Raw genomic sequence first — 15,853 nt, forward strand, 5'->3', positions numbered from 1 at the left:
GTTTGATGAAAAAATACACAAAAAAGAAAGTTGTTCATTAGAATCTTTAAGTAAGATAAAACTTGAAAATCCAGCTAACCTGCAAAATGATGGTTATAAGTTTTTTAAAAAGAAAAAAGAAGAAGTTGAAAAGGTAGAAAAAATTAAACTTATTTATCCACCAACAGGGTATCAGACATATTTTAAAATTTTTGTACTTAAAAAAATAAGAAATGGAATTTTTAAATATGAGGTTGATTGGGAATATTCTAATTTTTGAAACTTTTAATTTTTATAATAGATTCTGAAAGAATTTAAAGAAGATAAAACGCATCCGCTTAGGCGGATGCGTTTTTTTGTGGTCTATTCGTAAAACAATTGTGAAGCATTTATTTCTTGTTTTTCTTTTCCTTCCTGCTGCATGAAACAGTTTAAAGTTGTTCCTCCAATTTGGTCAAAATAATTGATGTTTATTTTGTGGAAACCTTTCTCCAATTTTACGACTCCGTAAGCTTCATTGAGCCAATGAATACTGTCGTTGTCAACAATTAGTTCATCATCTATAAAAAGCTTCGATCCGTCGTCTGAAAGTGTTGAGAAGTTATAATTTGCTGTTTCTGGAATGTAGATGTATCCGTTAAATTTTAAGCCGATATAACGCTCCAATTTCGTTTTCCATTTCTCGCTGCTGATTTTACCTTCAAGAATTCCAGAATTAATGGGTTTTGCCAATTCTAAATCTTGTACTTGCTGGAATAATTTTCCGGTATAATAATCAAACTTTAAACCTTGTTTTGTTGGTTTTATAGAGAGAGCCGTTTTTAAATCAGGATTTTTGACTATTATTTTATTAATAGAACTTTTTCTTCCGCTTGGACTTATTTGAACAGTTTTTATGGTTCTATATTCTCCTTTTGGAATGTTTATCGTTACAGGCTTTTCGTAAAGTGCTGCGGTTTCGTCTGGATTATAACCGTCAATTGTATAAAAAATCTGCCCGTTTTTAATAGTAGGCTTTAAGTCTAAAACATATTTTGATGTGATTAACGCCGTTTCTTCTGCTCCAAATGGTACTGGAACTTTATACAATCGTTTTTGCGATTCTAGTTTTTCTAAATGATGCGGCATTCGGTTTAAAATGAAACTATTGTAGTTTTTATTTTGAGATTTTGTCCAAGCAATTTCAGCTAAAGCAAATACTCGCGGATAAATTTGGTAATTTAATTTGGCAGGATTCGTCAAATATTCAGACCAAAGATTAGATTGAACTCCCAAAATATATTTCTGTTCATCAATGGTTAGACTGTCAACAGGAGTTGGGTTATAGTTGTAGATTTTTTCGATAGTTACTAGTCTTCCTACAGTAAGCGGTTCTTGTGGAGAGTAGCCTTGATTGTAATCCAGATATAAAAATTGTTCAGGGTTCATGATAACAAAATGCTTTTGCTTGGCAGCGCTGATACCGCCAGATTCTCCACGCCAAGACATGACGGCCGCATTTGGAGCCAGCCCGCCTTCGAGCATTTCGTCCCAGCCTAGAATTTGTCTGCCATTTGCATTTAAGAATTTTTCGATTCTGGTTGTTAAGTATGTTTGCAATTCATGCTCGTCTTTTATGCCTAATTCTTTGATTTTTTTCTGACAGTTCGGACATTCTTTCCATCTTGCTTTTGGACATTCATCTCCGCCAATATGAATGTATTTACTCGGAAACAAAGCCATAACTTCAGTTAAAACATCTTCTAAAAATGTAAAAGTTTCTTCTTTTCCAGCGCAAAAAATATCTTCAAAAACACCCCAATATTCAACAACTTTATATGGGCGATCAGGAAAGCAGGACAAATTAGGATAAGCAGTAACCGCAGCTGTTGCGTGTCCCGGCATTTCGATTTCAGGAATGATGTTAACATAATGTTCTTCGGCAAATTTTACAACGTCTTTGATTTCTTCCTGCGTGTAAAAACCTCCATATGGATTTCCATCAAAAAAATAAGGGAATCTTTCAAACTTATTGCCTACTAAAGTCTGTGCTCTTTTTGATCCTACTTCGGTTAGTTTTGGATATTTTTTTATCTCGATTCTCCAGCCTTGATCGTCAGTTAGGTGCCAATGGAAATTATTTAATTTATAATAAGACATCTGTGCTATAAAATATTTTATAACATCAATGGTAAAAAAGTGACGACAGACATCTAAATGTAATCCGCGATACGTATATCTTGGTTCATCCTCGATAGTAACGCAAGGAAGTTTTATTTCCTGATTTTTGGGTTGGTTTGGGAGCAGCTGCAGTAAACTTTGAACAGCATAGAACAATCCTTCTTCACTTCCTGTAACTGTTATTTTTTTTGAAGTTATATTGATTTTGTAAGCTTCTTTTTTTTCAGATGAACTTGGAGTTTGTGCAATAAATAAAATTTCAATACTGCTTTTTTTATTGGGCATATTAGAGTTTACGGCAGATTCAAAAATAGAAGCTGTTCTTTTTTCTTTGGTGCTGAATTTGTTGTCTTTAAAAATGACTTTTATCAATCCGTTAATTCGAATACTGTCTCCAGTAACTTTATAAAAGTTTGGTTCTGGGATTATTGTATTGTTGTTGGATGGGTTTTGAGCATTTCCGAAGAAACAGTAAAACATTAAAAATAAAAAGATACTTTTTTGCATGGTTGTTTTCTTGATTTGTAAAACAAATTTAGAGTTTATGAAATGCTTTTTGCAAAAAAAATGCAAAACTAAAATTTGTTTAAATGTCTTTGTAATAGGCTAATTAACTTTTTGGTTACTTTCTGTTATAATTTGTTTCGCAATAATATTGCATTTATTGTTTACCTTTGTTTTTATAAAAATGAATTTGCATGAATAATGATAATGAGTTGGTAAATTACACGAAGGAAGAACGTAAAAATCTTATTTTAAAAGAGATAAATCTGCATACCCGTGTAAGTTTTGAAACACTATCGGTTAAATTGTTTGTTTCAGAAGATACTGTTAGACGCGATGTTAATGAACTTGAATCTGAATCTTTATTGATAAAAGTGAAAGGCGGCGCAATGACAAAAGCGTATCATCATTCTTCATCAAATCAAGTTTATGCGGGCGAGTCTAAACAAATTATTGCACAAAAAACAATAGGGTTACTTCGCGATGGAATGGTTTTGTTATTAGGCGGCGGTACAACAATTAGAGAGTTTATCCGATTGATTCCTGACTACTTAAACTTGACCATTTTTACTGTTACTGTTTTGTCTGCAGTTGAACTCCTAGACAAACCTAATGTTAAAATTATAATGATTGGCGGCAGTATTTCGTCTTACAGCCAAATGTGTGTGAGCGGCGATGTCTACAATCAATTGGCTAATATTAAAGTTGATTTGTTAATATTAGGTACAAATGCTTTAGACGTCGAAGGTGGTTTCTCAGATTCTGACTGGGAAACGGTTCAGGTAAAAAAAGCAATGATTCAAGCCTCTGAAAAAACAGCTATTCTTACTATTTCTGAAAAATTAGATACGGTGCTAAAAATGAAAATTGCCAACTTATCTGAGGTAGATTACGTTGTTACAGAAGTTGATCCTAACGACGAAAAATTACAAGCGTATAAGAAGGCAGTTCCAAGTTTAGTTTTTGTTTAATCCCAATTCTTCATTAAAAAATTAATCCAGTTCTGGTGAAAGATTTTATCTAAATCTGCATCAGAATATCCGTTGTTTTTAAAGATCAAAACCAATTTTTGTAAATCGGCTATTGTATTTAAATCATACGGAGATTGTTCCGTTCCAAAAGCACCGTCCAAATCTGAACCTACACCAATGTGGTTTGCATTTCCAGCCAATTGACAAATGTGATCCATGTGTTTAAAAACGGTTTCTAAATTGCAATTCATTTCTAAAGGCATCGAAACACCTCTTTGCCAATTCGGAACCAACATCCATGCATCTAAAGCGCCCCCAATAACGGCTCCTCTAGAAATTAAAGCTTTAACCATTTCATCGCTGTATTGACGATTATGATCAACCAAACTTCGGCAGTTGTTATGACTTGCCCAAACTGGACCATTGTAATGATCTAAAGCTTGCCAGAAAGCATCGTCGCACAAATGAGTTGCGTCCAAAATAATGTTTAAACGCTCCATTTCTTTCAATAAATCAAGTCCGTTTTGATTCATTTTTCCCGTTGCATCTGTTCCGTTTGCATATCTGCCTGGACCGTAATGTGCAGGACCAATAGCTCGTAATCCATAATTGTATGCTTTTTCTAAATAAGAAATGTCAATAATAGAATCAGCACCTTCTAAACTCAAAATATATCCAATAGGTTTTTTGTCATTTGGAGTACCGTCATTCCACAAATCAATTTGTTTTTGAAGTGATTTTTTATCTGTAATTTGTGTCATTTCTCCCGCTTCTTCCATGGTTTTGTACCAAGTAAGCTGTCCTTGCGTTTGTGCCCAAGCTTGTTCAGGAGAATTCCAACCCGGAATAATACTGTCGGGTTTTACAAATCTTGCAATTTGAGTAGCAACCACAATTCCGATGTTTCCTTTTCGTAAATCGGGAAATGAAACCGTTGCGCGTTCACGATCAGGTTTATCTGTCATTCCTTTTTCTAAATGACGCAAAGTGGTAACATCATTTCGTAAATCTCTATTCCATTCCATTGCATTCATGCTCAGGTCTAAATGGGCGTCTATTATAAACATATTTGTATGGACTTAGTTTTATATATTAATTGTTCTGCTTCTTGCTGCAACCTGCCATTGGTCGCAAATACGGTTTTCTTTATTTATTACCTGAACAGTATCATACAAAGCGCAGGTTGGGCAAACATGATATGGAAGTGCGTAAATCGTATCGCCAATTTTATAATCATTTTGGCCTTTGTTTTCTATAATCAAATGTTCTTCTGAATGTGAAACAGGAATTAAATCTTCATCATTTAAGATTACTACTCTTTTATCAATTGGGTTTTCTGAAGAAACTGCTTTATATCCAATATCAATGCAAAAAGTTGATGCAGTAGGTTTTGAAATAATTGTTCCAACGATAACCAGAGCAGGTTTAAATAATTGTTCGGGTAAATTGGTTTGATAATTGGCATCCCAAAAAACAAAAGTACCAGGACTGCATTCTACATTTTCCTGAAGGGCATAAAAAGGGAATGTATTTGATCCCCCGGCAACAATTTTTAATTCGTAATCTAGATTTTGCTGTAGTTTTTCGATTTCATCAATAATTTTTGAAAAGGCTTCTTGAGCTTCTTCTTTTCGATGCTCGACACTGCCTTTCAAATGACCATCATAAATATGAATTCCAGCGAGATTAATGTTTTTTAGCGGAATAATTTTTTTTGCTAAAGCGCTCCAATTTTCTGAAACAGCAATTCCTGTTCTGTTCATTCCTGTGTTTAAATCCAAATAAATGGTGAGATTTAAATCGTGTTCTAAAGCGGTTTCATTTAATGTTTTTGCAGATTCTAAATTGTCGACAATGGTAGAAAAATGAACTTCTGGATATTTTTGAATAAGCGAAATCCATCGGTCAGCTTTAAGTCCAACTGGCTGATAGGCAAGAAGTACATCTGGAATTTGATGTATAGCAGCAAGTTCTGCCTCTGCTATTGTAGCGCATTTTACTTTCTTGATATTGTAAATTTTAAACAACTCTAGAATTTCGCCTATTTTATGTGTTTTGATATGAGGACGCAGTTTTTGAGTGTCTCCTTTTACCAAACTGATCAGATATTCAATATTACAGCGGAGACGATCTTCGTACACTGCTAGATATGGGGTATCAAGTTGAGTTTCGGAATTAATTTTCCACCATTTTTTTTGCATAATCTAGTTTCTTATTTTTTCGATCACTTCAATTAAATTTTGAAATGCTTCGAGTGATTGATCATAAGTTAAATGCTGCAGCATTTCTTTTGAGAATAAATTTGAACCAATTCCAACACAAACAACACCAGATTTAAACCAAGATTTTAAATTACTTTCTTCTAAAGTTACACCTCCAGTGGGCATTATTTTTAAGTTTGGAAATGGTGCTTTTATTGCTTTTACATATCCAGGTCCTCCAATTTTATCAGCAGGAAAAAGTTTTACAATTTCTGCTCCTTGTTTGTTGGCATATAGAATTTCGTTTAATGTAGCCGCTCCCGGAATCCAGTAAATATTATTTTTAGTACAGTAATTGCCAATTTCTAAATCGGTATGAGGACATACAATACAATCAGCTCCTAGTTTATGATAGGTTTCTGCATCTTCAATATTCAAAATAGATCCCACGGCTATTTTAATGTTTAAATTGTTTGCCTTTTTAAAGTTCACCATTTGGCTGAAAACTTCTTTAGAGTCATTTGAACGCGCAGCAAACTCAATAATTTTAATGCCAGCATCAGCCGCTGATCGCAATATTATTTGGGCAGTTTCGATGTCGATTTGGGTTACTAACGGAAGTACACCTTGCGTTTTTAAAATGCTGTACATATTCTTATTTTATCTATTAATTCTATTACTTGAGCCGTTTTTAATAAAATGACTTATTTCGGCGTTGCTGCTTATTGCAAAATCGCCGTGTATACTTTGTTTGACCACGCCGCAGGCTGTTGCCCATTCAATGCATTCTTGCCCGGATAATTTATTGGATAACCCATATAATAATCCCGCGTTGAAAGCATCTCCAGAACCAATTTGGTCCGTTACAACATGTATTTTATGTTCTTGAGTTTTGTAAAAATGGCCTTCATGAATCAGTAAGCCTTTGTACAGATGCGCTTGTCCTTCTGATTTTCTAAAACTCATTGCCAATGTTTTTAAGTAGGGCATTTTTTCTTTCAGCAGCTCAAACGTTTTTTGAAATCGATTTTCATCGGATTCCTTTATATCGGTTTTGATTCCGAAATAAATTTCAATAGCATCTAAATCGGCTACTGTAATTGTGCTGTATTGAAGTAAATCGGGCATAACTTCAGAAGGATGTTTTCCGTATTGCCATAATTTCGAACGATAATTAAAATCAGAAGAAATAGGAAGTCCTTTTTTATGTGCGGTAAGAACTGCTTCTTTACAGGCTAAACCAGCTTCATTTGAAACTCCTGGACTTATTCCTGACCAGTGAAAATGAGTAATATTTTCTAATGCTTTATTCCAGTCAATTTGATCTTTCTGAATGGTTGCAAAAGAAGAATTGCTTCTGTCATAAATTACCTGAGATTGTCTGATTTGATTTCCAGATTCAACAAAATATAAACCTAAACGTTCTCCGCCGTAAACACATTTTGAAGTGTTAACATTGTATTTCTGAAGTTCGTTTAAGGCTAATTGTGCCAGATCATTTTGTGGCAGTCGGGTAATATAGTCAGTTTGAATTCCGAGTTGAGAAAGTAAAACACAAACATTTGCTTCAGCGCCGCCTACGTGAATTTTTATTTCATTGGCCTGCGTAAATCGGTTTCCATCAGCAACATTCATTCGGAGCAATAATTCTCCAAAAGTTGCAATTCTAGTTTGTGGTGTTGTATTCATATTTTTTGTTTTTTGCCACAGATTATATGGATTAAAAGGATTTTAAACGTAGCGCTTATTTTTTTTAAACACATAGAAACATAGTTTTTAAAACTGTATAAAAGGCGTTTCACTTGCATTAACAAACATAGCTCTGTGTAAAAGCTGGCTTTTTTACTTCCTTCCAGTATTCAAGTAAAATCTATGTCTCTATGTGTTTGAAAATTTTGTTATAGTTTATTGTCGCCTCGAATTTCACGAATTTCACGAATTTTCACTAATTGATTGCATGAAAAATAATTCGTGAAAATTCGTGAAATTCGAGGCTAACAAAAAAATAATCCTTTTTAATCATGTAATCTGCAGCATATCTTTTTTTAATATAATTCGAAAACAGCTTCAACTTCTACAGGAATATTGTCTGGTAAAGAACCCATTCCTACGGCGCTTCTTACGCCAATTCCGTTTTCTTGTCCCCAAACTTCTGCAAACAATTCGCTGCAGCCGTTTATTACATAAGGATGTCTTAAAAAATCGCCATTGCAATTCACCATGCCAAGTACTTTTATGACTCTTTTTACTTTGTTTAGGCTTCCAAAATTGGTTACAATTGTAGAAAGCATAGTTAGTCCGACTTGTCTTGCTGCTAATTTTCCTTCTTCGATATCCATATCATCGCCAATTCGGCCAATGATTAAGGATTTGTCATCTCTAACAGGGCCATGACCTGAAAGGTATAAATATTTACCATCAACTAAATAGGGTTTGTAAATACCCAAAGGCTGAGGTGCTGGCGGTAAAGACAAACCAAGAGTGTCAAATTTTTCTTGAGGTAATAAATTCATGATATTAATGTATTATAGAGTTTAAAATAAAAACGAAAATGATTCCTAAAACAGATACTAATGATTCCATGACTGTCCATGATTTAAAAGTATCTTTCAGGCTGATATTAAAATATTCTTTGAACATCCAGAAACTTGGATCGTTTACATGCGAGCACATTAAACTTCCTGCACCAACTGATAAAACCAGTAAGTTTGGATCTAAGCCATTAAGTTGTAATAAAGGCAATAAAACGCTGGCTGTCATTAATCCGGCAGCGGTTGCAGAGCCAACACAAACGCGAATGATCGCAGCCATTATCCAAGCCAATAAATACGGATGAATGTTTATTTGTGTTAAAGCTGCAACAATAGTATCGTTTACGCCGCTTACAATCATAACTTCTTTTAAACTTCCGGCACCGCCTACGATTAAAACGATCAAAGCAACATCTTTAATGGCAATGGCATAATCATCCATTACAGAAACGAGACTTCGATTCATTCTAATTCCCAGTGTATAGGTGCAAAGAAGTAAAGAAATCAGCATAATCATGCTTGGCTCTCCTATCGTTTTGCAGATGTTTACTAAATTTTCATTTGTTGAAATCAACGGCAGTAAAGAAGTAACTGTTAATCCGAAAACAGGAAATAAAGCAGAAAATAAACTAAGCGAAAAGCTTGGAAGTTTGCCTTGATTGGCAACTTCTTCAACATTTATAATTTCGTGATCAGATTCGGTTTTGATGTTTTTAAGTAAATTAGAAAACAATAAACCCGCTATAAAAATAGTTGGAATCGCTATTATTATTCCATAAATCAAAACCAGTCCAATATCGGCATTTAAAATACTGCTTAACGCCATTGGAGAAGGATGTGGGGGCAAAAAACCGTGTGCTACCGAAAGCGACGCAAGCATAGGGATTCCCAGATATACTTTTGACAATTTAAATTGATGGGCTACTGAAAAGATTAGAGGTACTAACAAAACAAATCCAACACTATAAAATAGAGGTATCCCAACAATAAAACCTGTAATCATTAAGCCTAAACGTACGTATTTTTTGCCTGTCCATCCCATAACTGTTTTGGCAATAACATTAGCCGCTCCTGATGAAACGGTTAGTTTTCCAATACAGGTTCCAAACACAATAATCAATGTGATTGAACCCAGCATTTCGCCTAAACCTTTTTGTACTGTTTGTGACAATGTGTTTATTGGCAGGCCTAAAAATAGACCTGCTAATAAAGCTGTTATTATAAAAGCAATAAACGGATTGATTTTAAACCAAGCAATTTGAATGATTAAAAATGCAATGCATGCCGTAAGAATTAAAACGCTCATTTATGAATTGTGTTTTTATTTATCCCACCAGATTTTTGTTGTGAAAGTATCTGCTCCTTGTCGCTTAACCGCTTCTGCTAAGTTAATCGAATTCACTGAATATTCGCCTGTTGGGTACTTTATACGTCTTGGAATTGTGCCATTTGTAACGTTTCCTGGATAGTTTACAGGAACCAAAACAGGATATCCTGTTCTTCTCCAATTGGCATAAATTTCCTGTTCGTCAACAAACAAAGCAACATAAATTTGAGTGTGAATTTGATTCATTTTTACGTCAAATGATCCTGAAGCATTATACGGATTTGCGGTTAAGTAAGGTGTGGCGTCTGCAATTGCATACGAGCTGCCATAAATTCCCATGTTTGCGAAAGACGCTTTTACACCTTTTTCATATAAATCCTTGTCAGTTTCACTAGTATACCATCCTCTTGCTGCAGCTTCTGCTAAATACAAGTTTGTTTCAGCATTGCTTATAAGTACAAGTGGTGCATCGTATTTTAAAATGGTATTTTGATTTGGTTCAGAATAAGTTTGTTGTTCTTCTGGTGATGGAGCCGTTTTTATTCCGTTAGGAAAACCTTTTTGTACCGCCGCACTTGTATTTTGTACAGTTCCCTGCCATACTCCAGAGTAAACACTAATTCTAGGATCGGCAGTGTTTTTTAGTAAATCGATAAACGTTTTAGCCAGTTTACCGCCTTCACGATTTGTTTTTCCATACGATCCAGCTGAGTAATCTTCACTTCTAGAGTCAAAACCAACCGGATTTCGGTTAAAGTTGTTTGGACCTTCTTTATATGTCATAATTGCGTTGTCGCCGCCATTTAAAATTACTCCGCCTGCAATCGCTTTGGTTACCCATGTTTTTGATAAAGCAGGATCAACTTTAGATAATCTTAATCCTAAACGAAGCATTAATGAATAAGAGAATTTTTTCCATTTTGCTACATCTCCAGCGTAAATAAAATCGGCTTTGCCAAAACTTGGTTTCGCAGGATCTAATGCAATAGCAGCTTCGTCAAGTTCTTTCAACAAATCTTTGTATATGAATTCTTGCGAATCGTATTTTGGAAGAAAAACATTTGCACTATTTGCTTTTGCCGCTTCTGTGTATGGAACGTCTCCGTACAAATCGGTGATTTTATGATATAAAAAGGCTTTCCAGATTCTAGCAATATTAAGTTTGTTACTGTCGTTCGGATTGCTTTTTACGGTATTAATTACAATTTCTGTTTCGTTTAATGCCGTAGGGTAGGCTTGGTTGAAATAAGCCGAGTAATACACTTCATTATTTAAGTATTTGTCTCCAACACCCGAAGCTTCTTTGTAGGTAGCATAATGTTGCAGCATTCCGCCGCATTGCAGTATGTTGGTGAAAAAATAGTTGTTTGCCAAGCCATCCAGCTGTGCTCTGCTGAAAATAAAATTCGGATTTGGTTTTTCAACTGCATTTGGGTTCGAATTGATTTCTTCAAAATCTTCCGTACAGGCTGTCATGCTTCCTAAAAGGATACCTGCTATATATAAAAGGGTTATCTTTTTCATGTCTTTTAATTTAAAAATTAGAGATAAAATGAGTTTAAAATTTGATATTTAAACTTAAACCGAAACTTCTGGTTTTTGGCACTCCAAATTGTTCTACACCTTGTGCATTTCCTGCGCTGAATACAGATTCAGGATCTACGTTTGGTGTTTTCTTGTAAAGAATAAACAAGTTTCTTGCAATAAATGAGATCGAAGCTCCTTGAAGTTTTGATAAACCTCTTATTTTATCAACTGGTAATGTGTAGCCTAATATTATTTGACGTAGTTTTATGAAGCTTGCATCATAAATAAATGTTGACGAAATGCTTTTTAAACCATCATAGTAATATCTCAAGTTTTCTGGAGCGATTACCATATCAACAGGATTTCCGTTTGTGTCAACACCTTTAATAGGCAATCCGTTTTCACGACCTTCAAGAGTCAATTTAGTTAATCCCATACGTGTTCCGTACAAATCAGTTCCAGAGTATAAGCTTCCGCCGAATTTACCATCAATTAAAAAGCTGAATGATATGTTTTTGTATTTGAATTCGTTCGTAATACCAGCTGTCCAAGGATGCACACCTTCTCCTAATATTTCAAGTGGTCCTCTTGCAATTGCAGCTGAACCTCCGCTTAAAGTATATACAGTATTTCCGTTTGCATCTTTAAGAGGTCTGTATCCTTTTATCGTGCTGTAAGGATGTCCAACATCACTTGTAATAGTTGCATAACCGTTTACAGAAGTTGCCATTGTTATAGAATTTAATCCATCTGTAAGCGCTTCAACTTTGTTCTCATTGTAAGAACCGTTGAAACTTGCATCCCATGAAAAATTACGAGAGTTGATGATTTTACCGCTTAGTAAAAATTCAATTCCTTTATTTCTCATTTTTCCAAGGTTTAACAAAGCACTGTTTGCTCCTGAACCCGTTGAAATTGTAGTTTCTACAATGTCATTTGTCGTTGAACGATTGTACCATGCAAAATCTAGATTTAAGCGATTGTTGAAAAAACCTAAATCAGTTCCAACCTCAATTGTTGTTGATGTTAATGGGCTTAAAGTTGAATTTGGAACTCTGTTGCTTGTAGGTGTTTGCAATTGTTCGCCATTATGTCCGCCTTGAACCATTGAGTAAGATTGGTTTAATGCATAAGGATCTGGTGTTGCGCCTCCTACTTGAGCCCATGAACTTCTAAGTTTTGCAAATGAAATAAATTCAGGCATTTTTACAATATCAGATACTATAATACTCGTTCCAACTGATGGATAAAATACAGAGTTATTGTCTGGTGAAAGTGTTGAGAACCAATCTTGACGACCTGTAAAGTTTAAAAACACAACATTTTTATAATCTAAATCTACAGCACCATAAACAGAGTTTGTTTTTGTTTTTCCGTAAGGATAGCTGTATGTAATTGTACCTAAGTTGCTTAGTGCATAAAAATCATCCAATACAAAACCAGAACCTTCAATTCTTGTTTCATCTCTCAAAGTAGTACGAGAGTTTACACCCACTAATGCATTTAAAGAGAAATTGTTGTAAATGTTTTTCTTAGTATAATTAAGAATAGCTTCTGAATTTAAATTAGATAATTTCATTTTTGAACCTTGCGCATATCCAACAGGATTGTTTAAAGTTGTTTTTGGAATGTATCCAAAGAAATCATAGTTTGTAAAATCTTGACCAATTCTACCTTGAAGAAATAATTCAGGAGTAAAGTTCAGTTTTACATTCAACATACCGATAAAGCGGTTTTTAGTATCGCTGTTTTTTATTTTATTGACAACAAAATAAGGGTTTGTTGCAATTGCAACCGGGTTCCAAGCTTCTTCAATACCGTTTTCATCATAACCTGGGGCAAGATTTCTAATGTCAACCGTGTTGGCAATCATATAAGTTCCCCAGTTAGGGTTTGCTTCAGCATCTGAAACCGTAACTCTATTATTGTTTTTTTCTAAATTGTATTGCGCCACCACATCAAATTTTAACCAATCAGTTAAGTTTACATTGCTCGCAATATTTACGCTTTTACGGTTAAAACCAGAGTTTGGTACAACAGATTGATTGTCCATATTCGAGAACGAAAGACGTCCAGTTGCTTTTTCAGTTCCGCCGGATAAAGCGATCGAATTGATAAAAGTTGTTCCCGTTTCGTAGAAATTCTTGATATTATTTTTCTGAGGGCTGTATGGTCTTTTCACCCCGTCAAATTGAATAACGTCAGTTCCATCCATTTTTGCACCCCAAGACCAGCGTCCGTAATTTATTGCTTCTGCCTTAGTAGTTGGTTTTTTATTAGCATCTCCAGATCCGTATTCGTATTGCCAATCTGGTATGATCGAAGGCGTTTCGAAAGTAAAAGAAGTATTGTATTCAACTCCAATTCCTTTTTGAATTGAACCTCTTTTTGTCTGAATCAAGATCACACCATTTGCAGCATTTGCACCATACAATGCCGCTGCCGTTCCACCTTTAAGAACCGTAATAGTTTTAATATCGTCTGGATTTATAACAGCAGTTCCGTCACCTCGGTCAACATTAATTCTGGTTTGTCCCGCGCCATTTCCAATTCCAGGCAAATTAAGCTGTGTATTGTCAATAGGCAAGTCGTTAACCACATACATTGGCTGGTTGTTTCCGTTTAAGGAACCATTTCCTCTAATAACAACCCTTGTCGAACCGTTTGGTCCCGTTGCAGTACTGCTCACGTTTACACCGGCAATTTTACCTACTAAAGCATTTGAAATATTAGTTTCTTTAGCCTTTGTAAATTCAGTTCCTTTTAATTCAGTTACCGCATAAGCAACAGCTTTACTGCTTTTTTTAACCCCTAATGCTGTTACTAAAACCTGATCTAAAACATTTTCTGCAGGTTTTAAACGTATAACTAAATCTTTAGCTGCATTTAATTCATATTCTAAAGTTGCGTAACCCATGTAAGAAACGATAATATGAGTTTCGTTTTCTGGCACATTTAATTTGAACTTTCCTGTTTCATCAGTAATAGATGCATTTTTTTTATTGCCTTTAGCATAAATTGTTGCACCTGCAATTGGCATTCCATCATCCTGACCAATTACTTGGCCTGAAATTTCAACCTGACTGCTTTGTTGCTCAAAAAGATGTTTTTTAATTGCAGTCTCTTTCGCGTTTGCTGAGAAGATTATCCCCCCAATAAACACTAATGAAATTAACTTTGTTTTCATAATTTTTTGGTTTTCACGTTTTTTTTTGGTTTTTATTGGCGATCAAATATATATATTTATTTTTCACATTTGCATTTTTTTTGCAAGAAATGCATTTTTTTTGCATATTTTTTTCCTGATGTATTTTTGTTTTCCAAAAAAAGTGCAGTTTTAAAAGGCTGTTTGAGAAAATTTTGCAAAGTGGACTTTTTTATACGCAAATTTTTTTTAGCTGAAAATTCGTATTTTTGAAGTATGAAAACAGCACTAATTCAATCCGATCTATATTGGGAAAATGCTTCTGAAAACAGAAAACGCTTTGAAGCGAAAATAAATTCGCTCGATTCTGAAGTAAATCTTATTGTTCTTCCAGAAATGTTTTCAACCGGTTTTACGATGAATCCTTCTGCAGTTGCCGAAACGATGCAGGGAGAAACCGTGTTGTGGATGAAAGCTATGGCGAAAGCTAAAAGCAGTGCAATAGTAGGAAGTTTGGTTATTGTTGAAAATGAAAAGTATTATAACCGAATGCTGTTTGTTTTTCCGTCAGGTGAAATTCAGTTTTATGACAAACGACATTTGTTTACATTGGCTGGTGAAGATGAATTTTATACAGCAGGAACTCAAAAAGTAATTGTTGATTATCTCGATTGGAAAATTTGTCTGCAAGTTTGTTATGATTTGAGATTTCCTGTTTTTGTTCGAAATGTCGAAAATTATGATTTGCTTTTGTATGTTGCCAATTGGCCAAAAGTACGCACAAATGCTTGGGACACTTTGCTTAAAGCACGTGCTATCGAAAATTTAAGTTATGTTGTTGGAGTAAACAGAATTGGGCTTGATGCCAATAATTTTGAGCATATTGGACATTCGCAGGCAATAGATTTTTTAGGAAATTATATTTTAGAACCACAGGAAACAGAAGATGTTTTTGTGCTTGAACTAGATAAAAATGCAATGCTGGAAGCTCGAAAAAAGTTTGCTTTTTTAAACGATAAAGACAGTTTTAAAATCAATTTGGACTAAGAAACAAGATGTTTTAATTGGAATCTACAACCGTTATTTCTTTTTTTGGGTTTTTGCAACGAACAAGAATCTTTTTATATTCCCATTCTGAACCCATTTTTTTAGCCGTAATATCTAATTTTCCCTTGCTTTTTGTGCCTTTAATTCTGATTGATAATACAACCGAAGTATTGTTGTCCGTATAAATCGTGTTACCTTCTAGAATTGCTAATTTGTCGATAGGCTGAATTTCTCCAACAGTTTCTAAAACTCTTTTGTTTGAATTGGCTTTTTCTATTGCCTTTTCATACAATGCAGTATCATTATACGCTTGGGCAAAATCCATTATGTTTTCGTCAGAGCTGGAAAGTAAATAGCCAGAGATTAGAACTAATGAAAGAACTAACGGAATGATCCATTTCCAGTTTGATTGAAACCAGTTTTTACGCTCAATTAATTCATTATCCATTTTATCCGATTGA

The 15,853-nt window shown here is 34.5% G+C and carries 13 protein-coding genes; 3 read left to right on the plus strand and 10 right to left on the minus strand.

The window, feature by feature from the left end:
- A partial coding sequence (locus BOW55_RS20875; protein WP_164975057.1) for a hypothetical protein occupies nt 1-259 on the plus strand: 259 nt, incomplete at its 5' end.
- 83 nt (nt 260-342) lie between these two features.
- On the opposite strand, the gene BOW55_RS16790 is transcribed toward BOW55_RS20875, so the two are convergent.
- Complete coding sequence (locus tag BOW55_RS16790) at nt 343-2,646, minus strand: family 20 glycosylhydrolase (RefSeq protein ID WP_129025144.1); 2,304 nt, start codon at nt 2,644-2,646, stop codon at nt 343-345.
- A 191-nt stretch (nt 2,647-2,837) separates the two neighbouring features.
- Between BOW55_RS16790 and BOW55_RS16795 the strand changes: the two genes are divergently transcribed.
- Nucleotides 2,838-3,614, plus strand: coding sequence for a DeoR/GlpR family DNA-binding transcription regulator (locus BOW55_RS16795; RefSeq protein ID WP_129025146.1), 777 nt, complete (start codon nt 2,838-2,840; stop codon nt 3,612-3,614).
- On the opposite strand, the gene BOW55_RS16800 is transcribed toward BOW55_RS16795, so the two are convergent.
- The 8 genes from BOW55_RS16800 to BOW55_RS16835 all read right to left on the minus strand — a co-directional run bounded on the left by BOW55_RS16800 (nt 3,611) and on the right by BOW55_RS16835 (nt 14,387).
- Nucleotides 3,611-4,681, minus strand: a complete 1,071-nt coding sequence (locus BOW55_RS16800; protein ID WP_129025148.1) for a dipeptidase — start codon at nt 4,679-4,681, stop codon at nt 3,611-3,613. The genes BOW55_RS16795 and BOW55_RS16800 overlap by 4 nt on opposite strands.
- An 18-nt stretch (nt 4,682-4,699) precedes the next feature.
- A complete protein-coding gene (locus BOW55_RS16805) occupies nt 4,700-5,815 on the minus strand; it encodes a D-TA family PLP-dependent enzyme (RefSeq protein WP_129025150.1) in 1,116 nt (371 codons plus the stop codon).
- A 3-nt stretch (nt 5,816-5,818) separates the two neighbouring features.
- Nucleotides 5,819-6,466: a bifunctional 4-hydroxy-2-oxoglutarate aldolase/2-dehydro-3-deoxy-phosphogluconate aldolase gene (locus tag BOW55_RS16810; protein ID WP_129025152.1), complete on the minus strand. Its 648-nt coding sequence runs from the start codon at nt 6,464-6,466 to the stop codon at nt 5,819-5,821.
- A gap of 9 nt (nt 6,467-6,475) precedes the next feature.
- Nucleotides 6,476-7,504 (minus strand): sugar kinase, encoded by a 1,029-nt coding sequence (locus BOW55_RS16815; RefSeq protein WP_129025154.1) that lies wholly within the window; start codon nt 7,502-7,504, stop codon nt 6,476-6,478.
- 356 nt (nt 7,505-7,860) lie between these two features.
- On the minus strand, nt 7,861-8,328 hold the full coding sequence (locus BOW55_RS16820; RefSeq protein ID WP_089054685.1) for a RidA family protein: 468 nt from the start codon (nt 8,326-8,328) through the stop codon (nt 7,861-7,863).
- 4 nt (nt 8,329-8,332) lie between these two features.
- Complete coding sequence (locus tag BOW55_RS16825; RefSeq protein WP_129025156.1) at nt 8,333-9,652, minus strand: GntP family permease; 1,320 nt, start codon at nt 9,650-9,652, stop codon at nt 8,333-8,335.
- Nucleotides 9,653-9,667: 15 nt separating this feature from the next.
- Nucleotides 9,668-11,197 (minus strand): SusD/RagB family nutrient-binding outer membrane lipoprotein, encoded by a 1,530-nt coding sequence (locus tag BOW55_RS16830; protein ID WP_129025158.1) that lies wholly within the window; start codon nt 11,195-11,197, stop codon nt 9,668-9,670.
- 34 nt (nt 11,198-11,231) lie between these two features.
- Entirely contained in the window at nt 11,232-14,387 is a 3,156-nt protein-coding gene (locus BOW55_RS16835; RefSeq protein ID WP_129025160.1) for a SusC/RagA family TonB-linked outer membrane protein, read from the minus strand.
- Between the two features lie 234 nt (nt 14,388-14,621).
- On the opposite strand from BOW55_RS16835, the gene BOW55_RS16840 reads away from it, so the two are divergent.
- Nucleotides 14,622-15,392, plus strand: coding sequence for a nitrilase family protein (locus BOW55_RS16840; protein ID WP_129025162.1), 771 nt, complete (start codon nt 14,622-14,624; stop codon nt 15,390-15,392).
- Nucleotides 15,393-15,405: 13 nt separating this feature from the next.
- Here BOW55_RS16840 and BOW55_RS16845 read toward each other — a convergent pair whose 3' ends face one another.
- Nucleotides 15,406-15,840 (minus strand): cytochrome c oxidase assembly factor Coa1 family protein, encoded by a 435-nt coding sequence (locus BOW55_RS16845; RefSeq protein ID WP_129025164.1) that lies wholly within the window; start codon nt 15,838-15,840, stop codon nt 15,406-15,408.
- Nucleotides 15,841-15,853: the final 13 nt, after the last annotated feature.

It is taken from the genome of Flavobacterium sp. YO12 (genome assembly GCF_004119495.1).
GTDB lineage: Bacteria > Bacteroidota > Bacteroidia > Flavobacteriales > Flavobacteriaceae > Flavobacterium.